Genomic DNA, 23,911 nt, shown 5'->3' with positions numbered 1-23,911 from the left:
GGCTGCGCAATCTGTCAAAGCCACCGAGTGGAGGTACTGCAATGATCGATAGCCTCGTTTTCCTGCTTTACACCTATTGGCCCTTTCTTGCGATTGCACTGCTCATCGGCATAGCCACGGGCTGGTACAGCCAGGACGGGATATAGCGCGATGAATGCAACCCCTCATATTCTCGAAAGCGCGCTCCTGCTCCTCGCAGCGTTCTTCGTTGGCTGTCTCATCGGCTATGCCCTGCGCCGAATCTTCGTCAAACCTGTCTCCCCGACTGCTACGAAGGACGGGAGCGCCGCCTCTGCCGCCGCAGTCGTCCCCGAACCCACGCCGGTAACAACGCCCGAGCCTGCCCCTGCGCCCGGGAGGCCGCTCTCGGTGGATCTTAAACAGATCAAGGGTATCGGGCCCACGATGGAAAAGCGGCTCAAAGCCGAAGGCATCCACGATTTCGCCCAAATCGCCGCCTGGGACAAGAAGACCGCCGCTCGAATGGACGAAAAGCTCAACGCACATGGCCGTGTCGAGCGGGAAGACTGGGTCGGGCAGGCTAAGGCGCTTGCGCGGGGACAGTAAGAGCCTGATTTAAAAGTCGGTCGGGTCGGTCTGGCGGGTCTTGTTTGCCCGTGAAAAGCAAAAATCCCTCGCCAGGCCTCAGCCGCCGACTTTTAAATCAGGCTCTAAAGCGTCAGGCTGCATCCTCGGCGTCGTCTGCGTCATCGGCAAGCTTTGCAAAAGCTGCTATCGCGTCGATACTTTCCACGTCATCGAGGAGTGCCGGGCTGCCCTGTCCGGAAATCGTCAGAAGCGCGGCGTCAGGCCTGCGACGGCGCATTTCGTCATAAGTCTCGCGCCGGAGTTGGTCGGACAATTGCGTACGCACCAACATGAGCGGCGCGTGATGAAGGCAGTCGAAGAGTGGCCATTGGGGTTCGAGCACATCGTCGAACTCGAACTGCTCGATCTGACTGATAAGCTTGGGATCGAAAAGCGGTACCATCCCGCCGCGTTTGCCGGGCGCATAAACATGCTCGCCCAGCGCGTCGAGCGATGTATCCGCAACGCTTGGATAGTCGGCCGCCAGAATCTTGCGCAACGCTGCCTTGCTCGCGCGTTTGTCGCGCAGGCTGGTGAGGTGCCGAAAATTATTCCGCAGGCGCACGAGGCCGCGCGGATCGGTTACCGGTCCGGAATCGATAAGCATCGTCCCCGCTACCAATGATGGTCGGCGCTTCGCCGCGATCATCGCGACCTGCCCCCCGTGCCCCTGACCGGCAAGAACTGCGCGGGCGACGCCCAGAGCGTCGCAGACCGCGATAACGTCTGCCGCATCGCCCGGCGTCGTATAGGCGGCATTCCGGGGCAGGGGATCGGATCGTCCGCGTCCCGCGAGATCCAACAGGACGACGGGCCGTTCGCTCTTCAGCCCGTCAGCCAGCGCGCGGTAGTCGAGCATGGTCCGATTGTAGCCAGCAATACAGACGATTGGCGTCGATTCGCCGGACAGTTGGCCGGTATAATGGACTGCAAGTGTTCGCCCGGCCGGCCCTGGGCAAATGCGCTCGACAGGCAGGGCCGCAAATTGCTCCAGATCGTCGATGGGTGTTGCGCGTTTGGCCATGATGCTTCATAGCACGCCCGACGCGGGAAGGTAAAAGGCGCAACGTAATACGTGCTTTGCGGGCTGGTTGCGATGCCGCACAAGTGACATTATGGTGCGCTTCCATTCCGGTCAGGGTATGGGCACGCCCTTTGCTATCGGGTGAACCCCAGGAAAACGAAGGCTTGCCGGGCGCGCCGGCGGCGATAATTGAGGACGACATATGTTCAGCGGGTCGATCACGGCGCTCATTACGCCGTTCAACAATGGTGCGGTTGACGAAGATGCCATGGCCCGTTTCGTCAAATGGCAGATCGAGGAGGGCTCGCACGGCCTGGTCCCTGTCGGCACCACCGGAGAATCTCCCACGGTCAGTCATGAAGAACACCGCCGTGTCATCGAGATCACCATAGAGGTGGCCGACAAGCAGGTTCCGGTGATTGCCGGCGCCGGGTCCAACTCGACGCGCGAAGCGATCCACCTTGCCGAATTCGCCGAAAAGGCCGGCGCGGACGCGATTCTCACCATTCTGCCCTATTACAACAAGCCCAATCAGGAGGGGCTGTTCCAGCATTTTTCGGCCATTGCCAAGGCAACCAGCCTGCCGATCCTTATCTATTCCGTACCGCCGCGCACCGTGATCGATATTTCGGTCGAAACCTTGAAGCGTTTGCGCGATGCACATCCCAACATCGTCGGCATCAAGGACGCGACGGCGGATATGAACAAGGCGACCATGCAGCGTCACGTGCTTGGGCCGGATTTCATCCTGCTCTCGGGTGAGGATATGACTGCACTCGGGTTCAATGCCCATGGTGGGCGGGGCTGCATTTCGGTAACGTCGAACGTGGCGCCCCGGCTTTGTGCCGACTTCCAGAATGCCTGCCAGGCAGGCGATTATGCCACCGCGCTCACCTTGCAGGATCGGCTTGCGCCCTTACATAAGGCCTTGTTCATCGAGCCCAATCCCGCCGGCGTCAAATATGCCGCCGCACGGATCGGGCTCATCAAGGAAGATTTGCGGCTCCCGCTTGTACCCGTCACCGAAACGACGCGGAAAGCGATTGATGATGCGCTGGTGCACGCGGGGCTTATCAACTAGAGCAATATGGCCCCAAAAAAGGACAAAAATATTCTCGAACATGGAACGGTCGCGGACAACCGCCGCGCCCGTTTCGACTACGAGATTTTGGAGACGCTCGAGACCGGCATCGTCTTGCGCGGCACCGAGGTCAAATCGCTGCGCAACGGCAAGGCGCAGATCGCTGAGTCCTATGTCTCGCCTGAGGGTGGGGAACTCTGGCTCATCAACGCCAATATCCCCGAATACGTCCAGGCCAACCGATTCAACCACGACGAAAAACGCAAGCGCAAGCTGCTCGTTTCGAAAAAGGAACTGGCCAAGCTCGCCCGTGGCGTCGAACGTTCCGGCAACACCATCGTGCCTTTGAAGCTCTATTTCAATGAGCGTGGCATGGCCAAGCTCCTGATCGGCCTTGCCAAGGGGCGCAAGACCGTCGACAAGCGCCAGGTGCAAAAGGAGCGCGATTGGTCACGTGAAAAGCAACGGCTCTTGAAGACTGGATAGCGCGGCGTCACATGGCCTCGCCGGCCAGCGGTTTGTTCCGCGCGATAGACTGCGGATCGCGCTGATATCCAACCAATGGCGGCCTCAGTCCATGGGCGAACAGTTCCCGGCGGACGGCATGGGAGGTTCCGGTCAGGACGAGTCGTGCACCCCGGCGCTGCATCTTGTGCGCCAACCCTTCAATCGTATGGGCCGCGGTCGAGTCGAGGACCGGAACGGCGGACAGGTCGATAATCAACGTCTTGCACCGCTCGCCGATCCTGTCCAGCACCGAGCCGATGGACGCCGCTGCTCCAAAGAAGAACGCGCCGGAAATCCGATAAATCACAACATCCGGGTCGTTGACGGATTCGTCATACGGCCGCCTGTCTCCGTTGGCAGCATCGGGCTTGTCCTCAGGGACATAGGGCGCGCGCTGTGTAATCGAGGTGGCCTGCGACATGCGGTGAATGAAGAGCACCGATCCGAGCGCAAAGCCAACGACAATCGCCTCAGTCAACTCGCGGAAGATCGTCAACAGGAACGTCACCAGCAGAACCGCGATATCGCCGCGCGAGGCGCGGAGCAAGCTGACAATGGCCTGCTTTTCCACCATGTTCCAGGCGACCACCGCAAGAACCCCGGCAAGACTTGCAAGCGGAATGAAGCTGGCGAGCGGTGCTGCGACGAGTATGAACAGCAAGAGGAAGGCCGAATGGAGCATACCCGAGATCGGACCGTGCGCCCCTGCACGCACATTCGTTGCTGTCCGGGCAATCGTTCCGGTCACGCAAAACCCGCCGAAGAGCCCCGAGGCGACGTTGGCGATGCCTTGTCCCACGAGTTCGCAGTTCGACCGGTGGCGCCGTCCCGTCATGCCGTCGGCAACAACGGCTGAGAGAAGGGATTCGATTGCGCCCAGAAGCGTGAACGCCACGGCGTTGGGCAAGACGGCGAGAACCTTGTCGACATCCAATGCTGGCAGCGACGGCGCTGGCAGGCTAGAGGGAATGCCGCCGAACTGCGAACCGATGGTGGCCACCGGAAGACCAAGGAAGGCCGCCGCAACAGACGCGGCAGCGACGGCCATAAGCATGCCCGGCCAATGTGGCCTCAGCATTTTGAGCCCCGAAATGACGGCAATTGTCCCAAGCGCCAGCACAACCGACACCGGATCTATGGTCGGCAGGCTGCCCCACAGGACGGGCAATTTCTCAAGCAGGTGTCCGGGTTCGGGTTCGTTTAGCGTTAGACCGAGGAGATCCTTGATCTGGCTCACGAAGATAATTACGGCGATGCCGGCGGTAAAACCGACAGTCACGGGGTAGGGGATGAATTTGATGTAGGTGCCCAACCGCATGAGCCCCATTGCGGCCAGCATGATCCCCGACAGCACGGTCGCAAGAATGAGGCCATCTATGCCATGGACCTCGACGGTGGATGCCACCAGAACGATGAACGCGCCGGCTGGTCCGCCGATCTGGAATCGGCTGCCACCCAGCGCCGAAACCAGAAATCCACCCACGATTGCCGTATAGAGGCCTTGGGCCGGCGATGCACCGGATGCGATCGCAATCGCCATCGAAAGCGGGAGCGCCACGATGGCGACAGTAAGGCCGGCTATGACGTCAGATCGGAAATGCTCAAGGCTATAGCCCTCCCGGAGGGTCGTGATCAGCTTGGGCGTAAACAGTTCGGCAAAACCCGGTGAGCGGGGGATCGTCATGGTGTCCGGCAGCCTTTCAAAAAAGGCGGCGGGATCGTCGGCAGAAGTCGGCGGTCGCGTCGCGAAGGATCAGTTCGGTGTCGATGACTGCTTGAGGCGTACGCCACGCCCGCCGGCTAGGCTCTGCGCGCCATCGCCGATCAGTTCGATACCGGCCCGGTTGAGCGCGTCGATCACCTTTGTAAGGCTCTCGACGACACCGCGCACGTTCCCCTCGCTTGCCTCCATCCGCTGGATTGTCGGCAGGGACAGCCCAGCCATTTCCGCCAGCGTTTTCTGGTCAATTCCGAGCAGGGCCCGTGCTGCGCGCATTTGGCCGGCCGTTATCATGGGTAGCCTTTCAGCAATCAAGATGAAGGGATAAAGTATGTTAAGTGATGTTTCAAGCGTCACAATAGCTGCATGGAACTACGATTACGCGCGAGCGCCGACAAAATCTGCCGCGCGCCCGATCACATCTTCGAACATGTCGGTCGTCAACCTGCCGGTATTCGTATTGTAGCGCGAGCAATGGAAGCTGTCGAAAAGCCGCGTGCCATTGTCGAACGCGTGTTCGGCGCCGTGCCCGAAGGGATACGATGCCCGGCGGCGTCCGAGCGCGGCGAGCAGCGAATCGTGGCCGATGCGGCCGAGTGCGATAAAGGCTCTAACCTGAGGATTGGCCGCTATCGTTGCCGTCAGGAACTGTCTGCAGGTCGCGATTTCCGCACCGGTCGGTTTGTTCTGAGGCGGTACGCAGCGCACGGCGTTGACGATCATCGCATTCTTGAGCGTCAGTCCGTCGTTCGGGTCCGCGGCATAGGTGCCCGATGCCAATCCGAATTTCAGCAGAGTCGCATAGAGCAGGTCCCCCGCATAATCTCCCGTGAACGGTCGCCCGGTGCGGTTGGCTCCCCGTAGTCCCGGCGCAAGCCCTACGATCATGAGTTTGGGTGCCGCGCCACTCCAGGCTGGAACGGGGGCATTGTGCCAGCCTGGAAACTGGGCACGGTTGTCTATACGGAATTGAACGAGCCGCGGGCAAAGCGGGCAGTCGTGAGGCGGGTCTGTTTCAAGCAAGGTAAGGCGGTCTTTCAGTGAGGCGCGGGCGACTAGGTCCATATCGGATTAGTTGAATACGCACCTTAGTTATGCGCATCCTCCCGACTCGAGCCCGTCCGGTCAACCTGGGCGCGACCGACGGTCTTGGCCAATTCGGCAATGTCGAGAAAATGATCGGCCTGCCGCCTCAGGTCGTCCGAGATCATCGGCGTCGCCGTCGTAAGCGTCGAAGCGACGGTGACCTTCTTGCCCCGGCGCTGCAGCGCTGCCACGAGTGCTGTGAAGTCCCCATCTCCGGAAAACAGGACCAGATGATCGTAGTGGGGCGCCATCTCCATTGCGTCTATGGTCAGCTCGATATCCATATTGCCCTTCACCTTGCGGCGCCCCTGCGCGTCCGTGAATTCCTTGGCCGGCTTGGTCACCACGGTGTAGCCATTGTAATCAAGCCAGTCGATTAGCGGACGGATTGAGGAGTACTCCTGGTCCTCGACAAGCGCGGTATAATAATACGCGCGAAGCAGATAGGACTGGGCGTGAAACTCGCCGAGCAGGCGCTTGTAGTCGATATCGATCCCCAGGGCTCGGGAGGTGGCGTAAAGGTTCGCGCCATCGATGAACAGAACGACTTTTTCGCGCGGATCAAACATTGTGAAAAAACTCCAAAAAAACGACCTCCTTAATGGCTGGGGCCGTAAACCACAACGTATGGCACGTCGTTAAGTTCACATCAAATTGCCCGACTGGCGCCGACCAGAACGCTTGTTTTTCCCCTGGGCCTCGTGTATGACGGCGGCTCGCTCCCCCTAAAGCAATGGAGACCGGCAAGTGGCACGCGTCACCGTAGAAGATTGCATTGAAAAAATTCCGAATCGCTTCGAACTGGTCCTGATGGCAGCCCATCGTGCCCGCATGATCTCTTCAGGTGCCCAGATCACTGTCGACCGCGATAACGACAAAAACCCCGTCGTTGCTCTGCGCGAGATCGGCGACGCTACGATTTCGCCCGACGATCTCAAGGAAGAGCTCATCCACTCGCTCCAGAAATATGTCGAGGTCGATGAGCCCGAGGCCGATATCGCGCCCCGCATCGAGACCACGACCGACGAGGACGGTCCCGTCTTCGACACGATCAGTGAAGAAGAGCTGCTCCGCGGCATCGAATCCCTGGCACCGCCTGAACGCCGCGACGATTGATCGCCGGCAGGCTTTGCCTATATCTTTTGTAAAGGCGTCTGGCGGCGAGCCGGACGCCTTTGTTGTTGTTTAAAACGGGGTACCTCGGCGCATGATGCGTCAGTATGAACTCGTCGAGCGCGTTCTGGCCTACAATCCGAACGCCGACGAAAATCTGCTCAACAAGGCCTACGTCTATGGCATGCAAAAGCATGGCACCCAGACGCGTGCCTCCGGCGACCCCTATTTCGCGCACCCGCTCGAAGTGGCGGCGATTCTCACTGACTTGAAGCTCGACGACGCGACGATTGCCGTGGCGCTCCTGCACGATACCATCGAGGATACCGACGCAACGCGAGCCGAGATCGACGACATGTTCGGCACCGAAATCGGCCAGATTGTCGACGGGCTTACCAAGATAGACCGGCTGAACCTCGTCTCGCGCGAGGAGGCTCAGGCCGAAAACCTCCGCAAGCTCCTGCTTGCGATTTCCGAGGATATTCGAGTCCTCCTCGTCAAACTCGCCGACCGGTTGCACAATATGCGCACGCTTGATTTCGTGCCTGTGCACAAGCGCGCCCGTATCGCACAGGAGACGATGGATATCTATGCGCCGCTCGCCGGTCGTATGGGGATGCAGGACATGCGCTCCGAGCTCGAGGATCTGGCGTTCAAAACGCTCCATCCCGAGCACTACAACGCGATTACCAGCCGGCTCGCGGCCATGGAGCACTCGAGCCGGGAAATCATTTCGGAGATCCGCACCGAGCTTGAGGAACACCTCACGCAACAGGGGATCAAGGCGGAAGTCTCCGCGCGGCTCAAATCCGCCTGGTCGATCTACTCGAAGATCGAGCGCAAGGCGATTGCGCTCGAGCAACTCTCGGACATGATCGGTTTCCGCGTCATCGTCGATACCATCGATGACTGCTACCGCACGCTCGGGGTCATCCACCAGAGCTGGAAAGTTGTGCCCGGTCGGTTCAAGGACTACATCTCGGTCCCCAAGCAGAACGACTACCGCTCGCTGCACACCACGATTGTAGGCCCCTCTCGTCAGCGCGTGGAACTCCAGATCCGCACCCGCGAAATGCACGCCATCGCCGAATACGGCATTGCCGCGCATGCACTCTATAAGGAAGCGATTTCGGGCGATATGCGCAGGCTCGAGGAGGAAAGCCAGGCCTATAATTGGCTCCGCAGCACGATTGCGCATTTGACCGAGGGAGAGAATCCCGAGGAATTCGTCGAGCATACCAAGCTCGAACTGTTTCAGGATCAGGTCTTCTGTTTTACCCCGCGCGGGCGCCTGATTGCGCTGCCCCGCGGTGCCACACCGATCGATTTTGCCTATGCGGTCCATACCGATGTCGGGGACACCTGCGTGGGCTGCAAGATCAATGGCGCCGTCATGCCGCTGATCACGCATCTGCACTCGGGTGACGAAGTTGAAATTCTGCGCGACCCCAATCATGCGCCGCCGCCAAATTGGGAGAACATCGCAGTGACCGGCAAGGCGCGGTCCGCCATTCGCCGCGCCGTCCGGCTGAGCGCCCAGATGCGTGCGCTCTCACTGGGTGAGCAGGTGCTGATGGCAGTCCTTGAGCGCGAATCCCTCACATTCTCCGAAGATGACATCGCTGCGCTCGCCAAAAGACTTGAGCAGCCGGACCGCAAGGCACTTCTCACCGAGGTCGGAGAGGGCCGCATCAGCGCCGACGATCTCGCGCGCGAAGCCGCCGCGCTCAAAGGCAAACGGCGCCGCAAGAGCAAGATCAGCCTGCCGGTGGGTGATAATGCGGAGGGCTGGTTCTCGCTGCGCCAGGCCGAACTCTTCCGCTTCCGCATGCCGGGAGGGCAGACCAGTGCCGTGAAGCGCTTCGCTGCGCTCGTCGGGTTCGATTTCAACATGCCCGTTGAAATCTCCCGCGAGGGCGTTGTGCCGGGCGACCGGCTCGTCGGCATCCTGCACCAGAACGGCACGATGACAGTTTACCCCATCGATTCGGACGCTCTGACCCAGTACCACGACGAGGATGTGGGCTGGATCGACGTGCGCTGGGATATCGACGGCAGGGGTGACAGACTCTATCGCGTCGTCATCTCCATGAACTCGGCAAACCGGCCGGGCTCGCTCGCGCAGATTTCCTCCGCGATTGCGGCCTGCGATGCCAATATCACCAATTTCGTCATGCGCGCGCTCGCCAACGATTTCCATGAATTGATCTTCGAGATCGAGGTAAAGGACCTGCCGCAGTTGACAGACGTGCTCGCAACGCTCAAACGCACTCCAGGGCTTTCGCGCGTCGGTCGCGCCTCGACCTTGCAGGCGAGCGCGATTGCGGGCATCGAAAAGGTCTTTGACGCGGAAAAGGAGTTGCCGGCATGACCCAGGATGAAGTGCTCGATATCTTCCGAAGCTGCGATGCGCTGCTCGAAGGCCACTTCATTCTCTCCTCGGGGCTGCGCTCGCCGGTCTTTTTACAAAAGGCCCGCGTTTTCATGCACCCTGAAAAGGCCGAAACGCTTTGCAAGGCCCTGGCTGCCAGGATCCGCGCTGAAGGCTACGGCGATGTTTCCCAGGTCGTTTCGCCCGCCGTCGGGGGTATCATTCCCGGATACGAAACCGCGCGGCACCTGGGCGTGCCCGCCATCTTCACCGAACGCGTCAACGGCGTCTTCGAACTCCGCCGCAGCTTCGCGGTCGAACCTGGCGAAAAGGTCATCGTTGTCGAGGACATCGTTTCGACCGGCCTTTCGATCCGCGAATGCATCGACTGCATCAAGGCTCTGGGCGCCGACGTGGTCGCCGCGGCCTGCATCGTCGACCGTTCGGGCGGCGAGGCCGATATCGGCGTGCCGCTGGTCGCGCTGACGCAGTACAAGGTTCCCGCCTATGCTCCGGACGATCTTCCGCCCGAGCTTGCGGCCATTCCGGCGGTCAAGCCGGGGAGTAGAGGGCTGCAGTGATCATCGGATTGGGTAACGACATTTGCGAAATCGCGCATGTCGAGCGCACGCTCGAACGCTTTGGCGAGCGCTTTACCCAACGCTGCTTTACCGATACCGAGCGCGCCAAGTCCGATCGCCGACGCCTGCGCGCAGCGTCCTACGCAAAGCGCTTCGCCGCCAAGGAGGCTTGCGCCAAAGCGTTGGGCACGGGACTGTCCCATGGCGTTTATTGGCGCGACATGGGTGTTGTGAACCTGCCCAGCGGTAAACCCACAATGGTCCTGTCAGGTGGCGCGGCCAAACGCCTCGCCCGGCTTATGCCGGAAGGACACGAACCCCATATCCACGTCACAATCACCGATGACAACGGCATGGCCCAAGCCTTTGTCATCATCGAAGCGCTGCCGGTTGACCGGTCCTGATCCCTCCCGTAACAGACATTTTAAAGACAAAACCATGAGCAACCCGATGTCGGATACCAAAGCGAAGAAGAAATCCGGCAAGGGCGAACTGCGAGAAACCGTCGTTATTCTGATCCAGGCGCTGTTGATCGCGCTGGTCTTCCGCACGCTTGCCTTTGAACCGTTTTCGATCCCGACGGCCTCGATGCAGTCCAACCTGCTGATCGGCGATTATATTCTCGCGTCCAAATACAGTTATGGCTATTCACGCTATTCCTTGCCGTTCACGGAAGTGCCCTTGAACGGCCGTATCTTCGGCAACGAGCCCCAGCGTGGAGATGTCGTCGTCTTCCGCCCCGTGCCGCAGACCGACAATTACGTCAAGCGTGTGATCGGCCTGCCCGGCGATACGGTTCAGATGATCGACGGTATTCTCTATATCAACGACGAGGCAATCGACCGCGAGTTGATCGGGCGTGGTGAAGACCGCGACAGCAATGGCCTGACACTGCCGGTGATGGAATACCGAGAAACCCTGCCGAACGGGGTCAGTTATACGATCCAGGAAGTCTCCAACACGGCCCAGTACGACAATACGGCTGAGTATGTCGTGCCGCCGGGGCATTTCTTCATGATGGGAGACAATCGCGACCGCTCCCTCGACAGCCGCTCCCTCAACACGGTTGGCTATGTGCCCTTCGAAAACCTCGTCGGCAAGGCGCAGTGGCGCTTCTTCTCGATTGAGGACAACATTCCCCCCTGGCAGATATGGCGCTGGCCGGGCAATGTGCGTTGGGACCGCATGTTCACCTCGGTATACGCTGAATGAGCTTTCGCGCGCGCGACAGGGAAGAGCTTGAACGCAAGCTGGGCTATCGTTTCGAGGACCCGGCCCTGCTTAAGCGCGCGCTGACTCATTCCAGCGCCGTTGCGCCCTCCAAGCGCACGGCGGACTCCTATCAAAGGCTCGAATTCCTGGGCGACCGCGTGCTGGGTTTGGTGGTTGCCGATCTTTTGTCCAAGCTGCTGCCCAAGGCCAATGAAGGCGAGTTGTCGCGGACACTCAATTCGATGGTGCGCAAGGAAACCTGTGCCAAGGTTGCTCGCGATCTCGAGGTCGGCGCGTTCGTGCGTTTGGGAGATAGCGAGGCGCGCACCGGAGGGGCGGACAAGGACGCTATCCTTGGTGATGTCTGCGAAGCACTGATCGGAGCGATCTATGCCGACGGCGGGCTCGATCCGGCTTACGCCTTCGTTGAGAAAATGTTCGGCGGAGATCTGGACGTCGCCCAGGCACGCCGTGCCGACGCCAAGACCGCGCTGCAGGAATGGGCACAGGCCCAGGGGCTCGAGCCGCCGCGCTATACTGAGGTTGGACGGTCGGGCCCGGATCACGCCCCAACCTTCACCATCGAGGTCACTGTAAAGGGCTATGAGCCGCTTTCGGCCGCGGGGACCTCCAAGAAACTCGCCGAACATCAGGGAGCCGCACAATTTCTCGTGCGCGAAAAAGTCTGGAAGACACTGCAATGACCGCGCCGCAAACCGACCCGACCCGCTGCGGTTTCATCGCGCTCGTCGGCGCTCCCAACGCTGGAAAATCGACGCTGCTCAACGCGCTCGTTGGCACCAAAGTGTCCATCGTCACGCACAAGGCGCAAACGACCCGCGCCCAGGTGCGCGGTGTCGTCACGACGGGTAACGCCCAGCTCGTCTTCGTCGATACCCCCGGCATCTTCGCGCCCAAGCGCCGGCTCGATCGCGCCATGGTCGCCTCCGCCTGGACCGGGGCAGGGGACGCCGACATCGTTGCGCTGATCGTGGATGCCCACAAAGGGTTGAACGCGGAAGTTGAATCGCTGCTTGAAGGGCTCGACAACATCCGCCAGCCCAAGGTTCTGGTCATCAACAAGGTCGATAAGGTCAAGCCTGAGACGCTCTTGAAGCTCTCGAAAGACCTCAACGAGAGGGTCCGTTTCGAAACGACCTTCATGATTTCTGCGCTCAAGGGCAGCGGCGTTGCCGACTTCACCAACTGGTGCATCGCCAACGCGCCGCTCGGGGAGTGGCATTTCCCTGAAGAGCACCTCACCGACCTGACGCTTGCGCTCACCGCCGCGGAAGTTACCCGCGAAAAGCTCTTTATGCGCATTCACGACGAAATCCCCTATCAGGCGACGGTGGAAACCGAGAGCTTCAAGGTCCAGCCCGACGGCTCCTACCGCATCGATCAGGTGATCTACGTCACCCGAGATACGCACAAGAAGATCGTCCTCGGCGCCAAGGGCCAGACCATCAAGGCCATCGGCGCGGAAGCGCGCGCGGAGATGATGGAGATGTTCGAAACCAAGGTGCATCTCTTCATGTTCGTCAAGGTCCGCGCCAAGTGGGCCGACGACCCCGAACGCTACCGCGAGATGGGGCTGGATTGGACGAAGTGAGCTCGGCATGGAATGGTCTGCCGAAGGCCTGATCATCGGCATTCGAAAGCACGGGGAAACGAGCCTCATCCTCGAAACCATGGTGCCCGGTCGCGGACGCTGTTTCGGCCTCGTGCGCGGCGGGCGCTCGCGCAAGCAGGCTGCGGCGCTGCAGCCGGGCAACTCGGCGCTCTTGACCTGGAGGGCGCGCCTTGAGGACCATCTGGGGCTCTTCACTGCCGAAGTGACCCGGATGCGCGCGGCAACGCTGATCGCGGACCGGACGCGCCTTTATCTCAGCCAAATGCTTGCCGATCACCTGCGCCTGTTGCCCGAACGCGATCCACACGACATGCTTCTGGAAGCTGTCGTGATGCTGCTCGATGAGGATTTCAACGACACCGAACTGGGCGCCGAACTCGCGCGCTTCGAGCTTGTTCTGCTCGACGAGCTGGGCTTCGGCCTCGACCTCGAGACCTGCGCGGTGACTGGCGTGCACGAAAATCTTACGCACGTTTCGCCCAAGACGGGCAGGGCGGTCTGCGCCCAAGAGGCCGAGCCCTACAAGGACCGCTTGCTTCGTCTGCCCCGCTTTTTGATCGAGGATATCCCACCCGAACAAGGCGACGTCGCCGCCGCGTTCGCATTGACAGGACATTTCCTCGACAGACATGTGTGGACAGCCCGCCAAATCGAGCCCCCGGCAACCCGCGATTGGCTCACATTGAAGTTGACCGGCAGGCTATAATCGATCCCTGATTCGTATGTTCTTTGAAGGATAGCTCATGGCAGAAGTTCTCGATCCGCCCAAGAGCGGCGGGGAGCGCATCGTCGATCTGCGGCAGGCGCTCGAAGAGCGTTACCTGTCCTATGCGATCTCGACGATCACGCAACGCGCGCTGCCCGACGCCCGCGATGGGCTCAAGCCCGTCCATCGGCGCATTCTGCACGCCATGCGGATTCTGAAGCTCGATCCGGGGCAGGGCTACAAGAAATGCTCGCGCGTCGTCGGCGATGTCATTGGTAAGTTCCACCCCCATGGCGATCAGGCCGTCTATGACGCTCTGGTGCGTCTCGCCCAGGATTTCGCTGTCCGCTACCCGCTTGTGGACGGCCAGGGCAATTTCGGCTCGATCGATGGCGATAGTCCCGCCGCCATGCGCTATACCGAAAGCCGCATGACCGACGTCGCCGCGCGGCTCCTCGAAGGCATCACCGAAAATGCCGTCGATTTCCGCCAGACCTATGACGGCGAGGACGAGGAACCCGTCGTCCTACCGTCCAACTTCCCCAACCTTCTCGCCAATGGCGCCAGCGGCATCGCCGTGGGCATGGCGACATCGATCCCGCCGCACAACGTTGCCGAACTCTGCGACGCAGCGCTGCACCTGCTCGAAAGCCCCGAGGCGACCGCGCGCGACCTGATGCGCTTCGTACCCGGTCCCGACTTCCCCACTGGCGGTATCCTCGTCGACGATCCCGCGGCGACCGAACAGGCCTACGCCACCGGCCGTGGCGGTTTCCGCGTGCGCGCCAAGTGGGAGACCGAAGACACCGGCCGCGGCGGCTACCAGATCGTCATCACCGAAATCCCTTATGCGGTGCAGAAATCCCGGTTGGTGGAGAAGATCGCCGAGCTGCTTCTGGCCCGCAAACTACCCCTCCTCAAGGATGTGCGCGACGAGAGCGCCGAAGATATCCGTCTCGTCCTCGAACCGCGCGCCCGCAATGTCGATCCTGTCCTTCTGATGGAATCGATGTTCAAGCTGACCGAGCTCGAATGCCGCATCTCGCTCAACATGAACGTGCTCGACGGTGGGCTCGTCCCGCGCGTCATGAGCCTTGCCGACGCGCTCAAGGCCTGGCTCAACCACCGCAAAGAGGTTCTGGTCCGCCGTTCGCAACACAGGCTCGACCAGATTGAGCATCGGCTCGAGGTGTTGGCCGGCTATCTCATCGCCTATCTCAACCTCGACGAGGTGATCCGTATCATCCGCGAGGAGGACGAGCCCAAACAGAAGATGATGGCCAAATGGGACCTCACCGAGGTGCAGGCCGACGCCATCCTTAACATGCGCCTGCGATCATTGGCCAAGCTCGAAGAGATCGAGATCAGGACCGAATTCGACAAGCTCACCGAAGAAAAGGGCCATATCGAAATCCTTCTCGGCTCGGAAAAGCGCCAATGGGGCGAAGTCCGCAAACAGGTCGAGCAACTCAAGAAGGACTTCCCGAAGGAACGCAGCGGCATCCCCGATCCGGTTGGTGCGCGCCGCACACAGCTCGCCGAAGCCCCGCAGACCGACCTTGCCGATATCGAGACGGCCATGATCGAGCGTGAACCGATCACGGTCATCCTCTCTGAAAAGGGCTGGATCCGCGCGCTCAAAGGCCACACCAGCGACGTGGCTGGCGTGGCGTTCAAGTCCGACGATAGGCTGAAGCTCCACTTCACCTGCGAAACGACCGATAAACTCCTGCTGCTCTCAACCGGGGGCAAGGTCTATACGCTGGGCGCTGACAAACTCCCGGGTGGCCGCGGCCACGGCGAACCGGTGCGTATCATGGTCGATATCGACGAGGGGCATGGCATCGTGGACCTCTTCGTTCATAAGCCCGGCGCCAAACGCCTGATCGCCTCAGATATAGGTAACGGCTTCATCGTCGCCGAAGACGATCTCGTCGCCAACACCCGCAAGGGCAAGCAGGTCCTCAATGTCTCAGGCCCCCAGGAAGCCAAGCTCTGCATTCCGGCCCAAGGCGATACGGTCGCCGTCATCGGGCAGAACCGCAAGCTTCTCGTTTTCCCGCTCGAACAATTGCCGGCCATGGCACGCGGCAAGGGTGTGCGGTTGCAAAAATACAAGGATGGCGGCATTTCCGACGCCAAGGTCTTCGCCGCGAGCGATGGGCTCACTTGGACCGACTCCTCGGGCCGCGTCTTCACCAAGTCGATGGACGACCTCCGCGACTGGCTCGGCGACCGCGCTCAGGCCGGACGGCAGCCACCGACCGGCTTCCCGCGGAACAACAGGTTCGCCGGCTAACCGATTCTGACGACTCGGCTTTTCGCCACGCTCTTAAGCCGGGTCGCCCACCGAGAATGTAACGAGCAACGGCTTGTGATCGCTGCCGGCTGGGTCGCCCGTTGTGATCGAGTGGATCGCGATTCCGCCACGGGTCATGACGTGGTCGATTGGCAGGAGCGCCGGGATAGGACGCCAGTCGCCCAAATAGTGCCAGATCTGCGGAAACGTCGGTATGTTATAGGTATGCCGCGTTACCCCCGCGACGGCTACGAAATTGCGTAGCGCATACGACCAGGGCGTTGAGTTAAAATCGCCTACGAGCAGAACCGGCGGTTCGACCGTTGAGAGTGCTTCAGCCAGTGTTTCGAACTGCACCGCCTGCCGCGTGATCGGCGCTGGCCAGTCGTGATGCGTCGTCGCCACGGAAAAGGGCGGACCACCCTCGGGCTCGAACCGCACGATGATCCGCGCCGTCCGGTCTGGGCTCATGATCGTGGACGAGCATGCGTCTTCGTTGAGTGGCTCGAAGGGGAATTTCGCATAAAGCCCCACGAATGCCCGCTCCCCGCCCGCGCAGTATTGGAAATTGGGATAGTGTTCTGCGAGCGTGCGGTGAATCTCCTGGCGCATATCCCGGCTATATTCCTGCAGCGCGAGAATATCCGGATCAGCCTCGAGAATGGATGCAACCAGCCGCTCAGGCTCTCGGTTCCGGCCAAAGACGTTGAACGTCATCACCGTGTAAACCGGCCGGTCGCCACCCGGTACCGGCGGTCGCGGTGCAAATCCCCGAACCGCTTCGGGAATGTAGACAAGGCTTGAGGCGACAAGTCCCGTAGCCGCAACGGTCAAAACGAATGGCTTGAGCACTGCACCCCGCACGAAAAGCGGAGCGAAAAGCATCAGCACGATCGACCCGTAAAAGAGAACCGGCTGGGCATGGTTGAAGAGGTCCAGAACGGGATGGGCGAACCCCAGCGCAGCACCAATGGCCGCGCCGGCGAAAATACAGCAGATCGCTGCGTAACCCGCGGCGACAAGCCCCCTGATCGTCCCGGTCAATATGTTCACGCCCCAGGGCCTGTTAACGCTTATGGATAGAGGTTTGACGGGCCATAGTCCGAGAACCTTTCGTGGAAAATGCGCCGCCACAGGCTGACGCCTGCAAGGCGAATTTTTCGCGATAAGGGGCTGGACTATGACCCGCCCGGAGGGTTTTGCATAAATCGCCCACTGCCGGCGCGTTTCCCGCAGCACGGGGGATAACCCCGCCCTGCGGAAAACGCTTGGCATTGAACGATTTATGCAAAATCAAACCCCTATCCATAAGCGTTAACAGGCCCTAGCTGTCGTCCTGAGCCTGTTCCGGGTCCAGCCGGACCCACCCTTGGGTTCCGCGCTGCACTTCGAGCGGCTGATAGGAGACCTTATAGGCCATTTTGGGAGAATTCTTGACCCAATAGCCAAGATAAAGATAGCCGGAGCCGACCTCGCGTGCACGGGTGATGTGATCGAGGATCATATAAGTCCCGAGACCGCGCTTGTGCATATCCGGGTCGAAAAAGCTGTAGACCATCGAGAGCCCATCGGGCAGCACATCCGTCAGCGCCACCCCAACGAGTTGCCCCTCTCCGCCGTCGTCGCAATCGGCGCTAAGCCGGTACTCGACCAGCAGCGACTGAACCGGCGTATCCTCGACCATGAACTCATAGTCGAGATAACTCATCTGGGTCATGCCCCCGCCGTCGTGTCGGGCCTGCAGATAGCGTTTGAAGAGCGCGTATTGCTCGCTCGAGGCAATCGGCGAGGTCGCTTCGGCGACAATATCGCCGTTGGTTTTGAGATTGCGCCGGTGCCGGGTTTTCGGTGCGAATGCGTTACACACGACACGCACGGATTGACAGGCATCGCAATCCAGGCACGCCGGACGGTAGATAAGGTTCTGGCTGCGGCGGAAACCATGCTCAGAAAGCATATGATGCAGGGCACCGGCGCGCCGTCCGCTCAGGTGCGTGAAAAGCTTACGCTCCTGCCGGCCCTCGAGGTAAGGGCAGGGCATGGGAGCGGTCAGGAAGAACTGCGCGCTTTCGGGTGTGTGATCCATTCGCGATCCGGCGCTTGGGTTGCACTCAAATTGAGTGTAGTCGCGCAACCTTGGGCGTGCAACGGATCAAGCTTGGTCAAAGGATGGTGATGACTGGCTAGGTCCCAAGTGTTCCGCGTTGATAGGCGACCCAGTGTCGCTCCATCGGAGACCGCCTCACCATCAACGTGCCCACGATGATGTCGTGCAGCAACTGTCTGCGGTTCGTGAACAGCCCCACCAGAACGATGAACGGTGTAAAGATCGCACAGGAAATCCAGAACGCCACGACGTGGATCATCGCCATCCATCCATCGAGCGTCGTTTCCCGCGTCGGGGTCAACACGATGTCCATCGCCCGCATACCGATTGTGGCCCGCGCTGCCGAGCCGAGCGTCACTGCATAATAGGCGACAAAAACGATAGGAACGATGACGGGAAAAGTGAGCCACGCCAGCCCGAGGGTCACGATACCCATTATGGCCGCGACGATGAACGCTGCCGTAATCAGAACGCCCATGATCACGCAATCGACAATAAACGCCACCACGCGCCGGGTGAGAATGCCATCGAACAATTCCGGTGCCTCTGCCGGGTCAGGCAAGTCGCTACGTAAAATACGGCCAAATATATCCGAAACCATGGGCCAACCCTCCGCTGCTGAGCGAAAGATTGGTGTATCCGACGCCAATAGCAAGGTTGTGGTGGAAAGTTTTTCCCACGCGGGTGAGGCGGCAAAAACGAAAAGGGGCAGCCAAGCGGCCGCCCCAAATTCGGCATGCACCAAGTTCAGTGTTCGGGCACCGGTTCGCCCGAGACCCCGGCATCCTCCGGCTTGCGGATGAAGAATGCCGAAAGCACCATCAGTAGCGAAAATGCGCCGCCAACCTGGAACGCAAGCCGAATGCCGCCAGCCATCGCCGGAGTGGCATCGGCACCCTCGGCAATCAGGGCAGCCGCCTGTCCTGTCATCAGCGCGACGAAAAGCGCCGTGCCGGCTGCGCCTGCGACCTGTTGCAGCGTGCCGATAATGGCGCTTCCGTGCGAATAAAGATGCCCGGGCAGGGAGCCGAGGCTCGCGGTGAACAGCGGCGTGAACAGGAGCGCCAGCCCCACACTGAGCGTGATATGCGCCGCCAGCAGCCAGCCATATACCGTGTTCTGGTCCATGAAGGTTAGCGACCAGAGTGCGCTACTCACAATGATCGAACCGGGGATCACCAGCATTGTTGGGCCAATTTTGTCGTAGAGACGTCCGACGAAAGGTGCCATCAACCCCATGACAAGCCCGCCCGGTAACAGAAGGAGCCCGGTCTGCGACGCATCCAAGCCCAGAACGTTCCGTGTGAACATCGGCAGCAGGATGACAACGCCGAAAAGCGACATCATCGCCAGGGCCATCATGATCGTTGAAACCGTGAAAATCCCGGATCGGAAGGTCCGCAGATCGAGCAGCGCCTTGTCTTCGCGCTGCAAGATGAGCTGACGCGCGACGAAAGCGGCGATACCCGCAACGCCAAATCCAATCGGCGTCCAGAGCGCGACGGTAGGCACGCCGATAGCCCCTTCGCCGAAATGCGAAAGCCCATAAACCAGTCCGCCGAATCCGATCGCTGAAAGAACCACCGAAATAACGTCGATCGGCGCGATCCTGGGGGTGGTCACGTTCTTCATGCGCATGTACCCCACCGCCAGCGCGGCAAGCGCAATGGGCAGCACCAGCCAGAACATCCAGCGCCAGGTCAGATTGTCGAGGATGAACCCTGAAATGGTCGGTCCGAGCGCCGGCGCAACGGAAATGACGATCGAGATGTTACCCATCGTCTTGCCCCGAGATTGCGGCGGCACGAGCGTCATAACCGTGGTCATCAACAGCGGGATCATGATCGCAGTGCCGCACGCCTGAACGATACGTCCGAAGATCAGCGGCGGAAGGCTCGGGGCAATGGCGCACAAGAGGGTGCCGATGCTGAACAGCGTCATTGCTGCGATAAAGATCGGGCGCGTATTGAAGCGCTGAATCAAAAATCCAGTGATCGGGATCACAACGGCCATCGTGAGCATGAAGCCGGAACTGAGCCATTGCGCGGCGCTCGCGGTGACGACGAGCTCCTCCATGAGCGTAGGCAGCGCCACGCTCATGATCGTTTCGTTGAGAATCACAACGAAGGTGGAAATCAGAAGCAACGCGATAACGAGACGATTCCGTGCCGCGACATCCGCGCCCGAAGGAGTCTCCGCCGGCGCGTGCGCGTCCGAAGGGTCGAAAGACATGAGTTTTCCTGCCCGAAAGGGTCAAATTTGATGAATTGGGGTGACCCGCACGCAAATGCCAACGTGCGGGACGAGTTTGTCCTCCCTGCCGCGCAGAAAGTCAACCCTCGGCAGCTCAACGACGATCGGTACACGACGCCACTATGGCCGGGGCAACGGCACGTTTTCCTGGTGCGGTAAGAGCCCAACCGAAAACTCGGCGGTTGAGGACCTGCAAGGGGTTTTTCCTGAGCATACAAGACCCGCAAGGCCGACCCGGCAGAGTCTTCGGTTGGACTCTAATATCCGGAAAGCGCAGATTCTGTCCGATTTGCGCATGAATACTGAGCAAATCTCCAGAGTTTACCGGAAGTTAGCGAGCCAGCCCGACCATTGGTCCCCTTCGGGTTGGAGAAAAAGGGGGCGCGGGATGATCCAATCGAAAGGGCGCGTGTTCAGGCTGCTTGCCGCGTTTGGCGCTAAGCTTATGGCAGCCGACGTCATACGGTTTATACGCGATCCCGCGCCTCGCTACGCGGCGATTCGGCGGGCATATATTGCCGATATGCTCAGGCGCATACGGGCGGAATTGGTCGGCGCGATCATCATGGTGCCGGCTATTTTGGCACTGCTTTACGTTCTCACCCCGTTCGACTGGTTTGTGGCGCTGTCAGTCATCATCGCTTTTGCGGCGTGTTTTCCCGGGGTCGTCGCTTGTTTGCCCAACCTGGACGCGTTGGTGGACCGTTACCAGGGCCGCCTGTTGGTCCTCCTCGCGTTCAAGGACATAAATCACGGCCTTATAACGGGCATCGTAACGATCTTCGTCATTCCCCGGCTCGGCAGCATGTATGACATCGCCATGCTGCAATTGCTGACGGGTACATTTTTCGGCATAGCGCTATTCGCACGCAGCTACGCGCTGACAAGCATTGTCACCCTGACAATTATCTTTGTCGCGACGCTTTATGCCAAGGGGTTCGTCTCGGAGGACTCGCTGCCCTTTTTCTGGGTCATTGCCACGGGTGCATACGTTGGGTGCGTGCTCATGATCCTTCGCCTTCAGTCCGAAGATATCCGCAACCGCATAGCCTCATACGAACGTGATGAGCTGCTCGAGACAGCCAATGCGGCGCATGAACAGCTCACGGTTTACAGTGAGGAACTGGCCAGCCGGAATGAGGAGCTGGACAAGCTGGCCTGGTTCGATCCACTGACCGGCCTCGCCAACCGTCGGGCGTTTCAGCGCTATCTCGATCGGTATGAGGCGGCTGCCGAAGACCGGCGCCAGGTTCTGTTCATGCTGATCGATGTCGATAACTTCAAATGGGTCAACGACAGGTTCGGCCACACTGCGGGCGACGAGGTTCTCATTACCATAGCCGAGCGCTTGCGCTCGGTGACCTCTGACAACGATTTCTTGGCTCGCCTGGGCGGCGACGAATTTGTTGTGATCGCGGACAGGCCCGGCATCACGGCAGAAAGCCGGCTCCCCGAAGAAATCGCTGATATCTTGCAGAAGCCCGCCAGAATCTCTGGGCGCAAGCAAGCGATAAGCGCTTCGCTTGGCTGTGTTTGGGGAATTCTTAGAGAACACACCATGACCAGCGCCGATCTCGCCCTCATGGAGGCAAAGGGCGGGACGGGAGGCAAGGCGGTTCGCTTCGAGCAATATATGCTCGATGATCTGGTCGAAGACAGCCTGCTTCAGAGTGAACTGGCCATTGCGTTGACGCGCGAGGAACTAACGCTTCACTTCCAGCCGCAAGTATGCCTTCGCTCAGGAAACACGATCGGGTACGAAGGACTGTTGCGCTGGCACAATCCTCGCCGCGGAGCAGTGGCTCCGCCCAAAATCGTCGCCGCAGCCCAGCGTGCAGGGCTGGGTTACGAATTGCTGCGGCATGTCGTCCGCTGCGCCGCGCGTTTTCGCACCATGCTTTATGCTGCCGGACATGACGATATTCGGGTGGGGTTCAACCTTTCTCCGCGAGACCTTTCGGCCTTTCCCGTATCGAACTTGATCGCAGAGGTCCTTGCACAAGAGGGGCTCAAAGGATCGGATTTCGAGGTCGAGGTTACCGAAGAAATTTTCCTTGATATCGATGCTGTCGAGACTGAACTGAAGAACCTTGCGGAAATGGGGATACGTCTCGCTGTCGACGATTTTGGCGCAGGCTTCTCTTCCATGACCAGCTTGAGACGCTTCAGTTTTCAATGCCTCAAGATCGACCGCGCGTTTGCCGATAAGATCGACAGCGACAGGCGTGCTCATTCGGTGTTCTCGGCGATGGTTGGCATAGGCGTCGCGCTGGACATGGACGTGATTGCCGAGGGCATCGAAACGGCCGCGCAATTGGAGGTGGCTCGTGCTGTTGGTGCCGCGCAGGCGCAAGGCTATTATATCGCACGGCCGATGCCGGCTGCAGATGCCATAGCCTTTCTGACGCGCGGCGCAGCGGAACAGAAAATTTGCGCCAACAGCGTTACCCGTTGAGCTTCCGGGCCATGTCGAGCGCGAAATAGGTGAGAATGCCCGAGCATCCGGCGCGTTTGAATGCCATGAGGCTTTCCGCCATGGCGGCGTCCTTGTCGATCGCTCCCGCGTTCCCGGCCATCGCGATCATCGCGTATTCGCCCGAGACCTGATAGGCGAAGACGGGGATGTCGAACCGGTCCTTGAGCATGCGGCAGATGTCGAGATAGGGCATGCCGGGCTTGACCATTACCCAGTCGGCGCCCTCGAAAATATCCTGTCCGACCTCGCGGACCGCGTCCTCGTGATTGGCCGGGTCCATCTGGTAAGTGAGTTTCGAGCCCTTCAGCCGGCTCCCCGATCCGACCGCCTCCCGGAATGGCCCGTAAAAGGCCGAAGCATACTTGGCCGCATAGGACATGATGAGCGTTTTTTCGAACCCCTCGACGTCGAGCGCGGCACGAATCGCCTTGATGCGTCCATCCATCATGTCGGACGGGGCGATCACGTCCGCCCCGGCGCGCGCCTGCACCAGCGCTTGTTCGACGAGGATATCGACAGTTTCGTCATTGAGGATTTCCTCGCCCGCCATCACCCCGTCATGCCCGTGGCTGGTATAGGGGTCTAGCGCAACGTCAGCTATGAGCCCGATCTCGGGAACCGCCTCCTTGATCGCCGATAGCGCCCGGCAAACGAGATTGTCGGGATTGACCGCTTCCCGCCCGTCCTCGGTGCGCTTGTCCGGCGCCGTATTGGGAAAGAGCGCGATCGCCGGAATGCCCTCGGCGCGCGCTGCCATGGCGGCCTCAACGGCCAGGTCGATCGTCAGCCGCTCGACGCCCGGCATGGAGGTAACGGCCTGCCGTTCGTTCTGCCCCTCGATGACGAAGATCGGCCAGATGAAATCGGCAGGCGTGAGCAGAGTTTCCCGCACGAGGTCGCGGCTCCACGCTGCCATACGTGGTCGACGCAGCCGCCGCCCCTCAAGAAAGCTCATGTCGTGCTTGATAAATCCGCTCACGGCGTTGTCTCCAGGTTCATGCGGCAGCGCCCTTTGGTGTACCCCCCGGACACGCGGCGTCAACTCCTGGCGATGGCGCGGCGGCATTTGGTAGCGGTCGCAGCCATCCCCGGTACACAAAACCAAGCCTTGTCCTTTTCCGGCAAATCGCGATAGCAAGAGACAAGAGGGACCT

The 23,911-nt window shown here is 60.3% G+C and carries 23 protein-coding genes; 13 read left to right on the top strand and 10 right to left on the bottom strand.

Annotation, left to right across the window (positions count from 1 at the left end):
* Positions 1-150: 150 nt before the first annotated feature.
* A complete protein-coding gene (locus LG281_RS03690; RefSeq protein WP_404404475.1) occupies positions 151-567 on the top strand; it encodes a hypothetical protein in 417 nt (138 codons plus the stop codon).
* A gap of 112 nt (positions 568-679) precedes the next feature.
* Here LG281_RS03690 and LG281_RS03685 read toward each other — a convergent pair whose 3' ends face one another.
* Positions 680-1,612 carry an alpha/beta fold hydrolase gene (locus LG281_RS03685; RefSeq protein WP_404404473.1) on the bottom strand — a complete coding sequence of 311 codons (933 nt, stop codon included), beginning with the start codon at positions 1,610-1,612 and terminating at the stop codon, positions 680-682.
* A 202-nt stretch (positions 1,613-1,814) separates the two neighbouring features.
* Here LG281_RS03685 and dapA point away from each other — a divergent pair, with 202 nt between their 5' ends.
* Together dapA and smpB are read left to right on the top strand one after the other, a co-directional pair.
* Entirely contained in the window at positions 1,815-2,693 is an 879-nt protein-coding gene (gene dapA, locus LG281_RS03680) for a 4-hydroxy-tetrahydrodipicolinate synthase (protein WP_404404471.1), read from the top strand.
* A 6-nt stretch (positions 2,694-2,699) separates the two neighbouring features.
* Entirely contained in the window at positions 2,700-3,179 is a 480-nt protein-coding gene (gene smpB / locus LG281_RS03675) for an SsrA-binding protein SmpB (RefSeq protein WP_404404469.1), read from the top strand.
* Between the two features lie 7 nt (positions 3,180-3,186).
* On the opposite strand, the gene LG281_RS03670 is transcribed toward smpB, so the two are convergent.
* The 4 genes from LG281_RS03670 to LG281_RS03655 all read right to left on the bottom strand — a co-directional run bounded on the left by LG281_RS03670 (position 3,187) and on the right by LG281_RS03655 (position 6,575).
* Positions 3,187-4,884, bottom strand: coding sequence for a SulP family inorganic anion transporter (locus tag LG281_RS03670; protein WP_404404467.1), 1,698 nt, complete (start codon positions 4,882-4,884; stop codon positions 3,187-3,189).
* Positions 4,885-4,953: 69 nt separating this feature from the next.
* Positions 4,954-5,214: a helix-turn-helix domain-containing protein gene (locus tag LG281_RS03665; RefSeq protein WP_404404465.1), complete on the bottom strand. Its 261-nt coding sequence runs from the start codon at positions 5,212-5,214 to the stop codon at positions 4,954-4,956.
* Between the two features lie 84 nt (positions 5,215-5,298).
* Positions 5,299-5,985, bottom strand: coding sequence for a uracil-DNA glycosylase (locus tag LG281_RS03660; RefSeq protein WP_404404463.1), 687 nt, complete (start codon positions 5,983-5,985; stop codon positions 5,299-5,301).
* A gap of 23 nt (positions 5,986-6,008) precedes the next feature.
* Positions 6,009-6,575 carry an NYN domain-containing protein gene (locus LG281_RS03655; RefSeq protein ID WP_404404461.1) on the bottom strand — a complete coding sequence of 189 codons (567 nt, stop codon included), beginning with the start codon at positions 6,573-6,575 and terminating at the stop codon, positions 6,009-6,011.
* Between the two features lie 178 nt (positions 6,576-6,753).
* On the opposite strand from LG281_RS03655, the gene rpoZ reads away from it, so the two are divergent.
* The 9 genes from rpoZ to parC all read left to right on the top strand — a co-directional run bounded on the left by rpoZ (position 6,754) and on the right by parC (position 15,921).
* The gene (gene rpoZ / locus LG281_RS03650) at positions 6,754-7,122 is read left to right on the top strand and encodes a DNA-directed RNA polymerase subunit omega (RefSeq protein WP_404404459.1); all 369 of its coding nucleotides are present in this window, start codon (positions 6,754-6,756) and stop codon (positions 7,120-7,122) included.
* A gap of 91 nt (positions 7,123-7,213) precedes the next feature.
* Complete coding sequence (locus LG281_RS03645; RefSeq protein ID WP_404404457.1) at positions 7,214-9,490, top strand: RelA/SpoT family protein; 2,277 nt, start codon at positions 7,214-7,216, stop codon at positions 9,488-9,490.
* Entirely contained in the window at positions 9,487-10,071 is a 585-nt protein-coding gene (gene pyrE / locus LG281_RS03640; protein WP_404404455.1) for an orotate phosphoribosyltransferase, read from the top strand. Before LG281_RS03645 ends, pyrE begins: the two co-directional genes overlap by 4 nt.
* The gene (gene acpS / locus LG281_RS03635) at positions 10,068-10,475 is read left to right on the top strand and encodes a holo-ACP synthase (RefSeq protein WP_404404453.1); all 408 of its coding nucleotides are present in this window, start codon (positions 10,068-10,070) and stop codon (positions 10,473-10,475) included. The genes pyrE and acpS overlap by 4 nt, the downstream gene beginning before the upstream one ends.
* Before the next feature lie 34 nt (positions 10,476-10,509).
* Entirely contained in the window at positions 10,510-11,283 is a 774-nt protein-coding gene (gene lepB / locus LG281_RS03630) for a signal peptidase I (protein WP_404404451.1), read from the top strand.
* The gene (rnc, locus tag LG281_RS03625) at positions 11,280-11,987 is read left to right on the top strand and encodes a ribonuclease III (protein ID WP_404404449.1); all 708 of its coding nucleotides are present in this window, start codon (positions 11,280-11,282) and stop codon (positions 11,985-11,987) included. Before lepB ends, rnc begins: the two co-directional genes overlap by 4 nt.
* Positions 11,984-12,895, top strand: a complete 912-nt coding sequence (gene era / locus LG281_RS03620; RefSeq protein ID WP_404404447.1) for a GTPase Era — start codon at positions 11,984-11,986, stop codon at positions 12,893-12,895. The genes rnc and era overlap by 4 nt, the downstream gene beginning before the upstream one ends.
* 7 nt (positions 12,896-12,902) lie before the next feature.
* Positions 12,903-13,622 (top strand): DNA repair protein RecO, encoded by a 720-nt coding sequence (gene recO / locus LG281_RS03615; protein WP_404404445.1) that lies wholly within the window; start codon positions 12,903-12,905, stop codon positions 13,620-13,622.
* 37 nt (positions 13,623-13,659) lie between these two features.
* Positions 13,660-15,921, top strand: coding sequence for a DNA topoisomerase IV subunit A (gene parC / locus LG281_RS03610; RefSeq protein ID WP_404404443.1), 2,262 nt, complete (start codon positions 13,660-13,662; stop codon positions 15,919-15,921).
* Positions 15,922-15,954: 33 nt separating this feature from the next.
* Here the strand turns inward: parC and LG281_RS03605 are convergent, their stop codons facing one another.
* From LG281_RS03605 to LG281_RS03590, 4 genes are all read right to left on the bottom strand, one after another.
* The gene (locus tag LG281_RS03605) at positions 15,955-16,974 is read right to left on the bottom strand and encodes an endonuclease/exonuclease/phosphatase family protein (protein WP_404404441.1); all 1,020 of its coding nucleotides are present in this window, start codon (positions 16,972-16,974) and stop codon (positions 15,955-15,957) included.
* 271 nt (positions 16,975-17,245) lie between these two features.
* Positions 17,246-18,007, bottom strand: coding sequence for an arginyltransferase (locus LG281_RS03600; protein ID WP_404404439.1), 762 nt, complete (start codon positions 18,005-18,007; stop codon positions 17,246-17,248).
* Positions 18,008-18,104: 97 nt separating this feature from the next.
* Positions 18,105-18,629, bottom strand: coding sequence for an RDD family protein (locus LG281_RS03595; RefSeq protein ID WP_404404437.1), 525 nt, complete (start codon positions 18,627-18,629; stop codon positions 18,105-18,107).
* Between the two features lie 146 nt (positions 18,630-18,775).
* Positions 18,776-20,260 carry an MDR family MFS transporter gene (locus LG281_RS03590; protein ID WP_404404434.1) on the bottom strand — a complete coding sequence of 495 codons (1,485 nt, stop codon included), beginning with the start codon at positions 20,258-20,260 and terminating at the stop codon, positions 18,776-18,778.
* Positions 20,261-20,828: 568 nt separating this feature from the next.
* Here LG281_RS03590 and LG281_RS03585 point away from each other — a divergent pair.
* Positions 20,829-22,736, top strand: a complete 1,908-nt coding sequence (locus tag LG281_RS03585) for a putative bifunctional diguanylate cyclase/phosphodiesterase (RefSeq protein WP_404404432.1) — start codon at positions 20,829-20,831, stop codon at positions 22,734-22,736.
* Here the strand turns inward: LG281_RS03585 and hemB are convergent.
* Complete coding sequence (hemB, locus tag LG281_RS03580) at positions 22,726-23,712, bottom strand: porphobilinogen synthase (RefSeq protein WP_404406611.1); 987 nt, start codon at positions 23,710-23,712, stop codon at positions 22,726-22,728. The genes LG281_RS03585 and hemB overlap by 11 nt on opposite strands.
* Positions 23,713-23,911: the final 199 nt, after the last annotated feature.

The sequence above is a fragment of the Pelagibacterium halotolerans genome (assembly GCF_044811015.1).
Taxonomy (GTDB): domain Bacteria; phylum Pseudomonadota; class Alphaproteobacteria; order Rhizobiales; family Devosiaceae; genus Pelagibacterium; species Pelagibacterium halotolerans_A.
The sequence above is the reverse complement of the archived record's forward strand: the minus strand, read 5'-3'. Positions and strand labels throughout refer to the sequence as shown.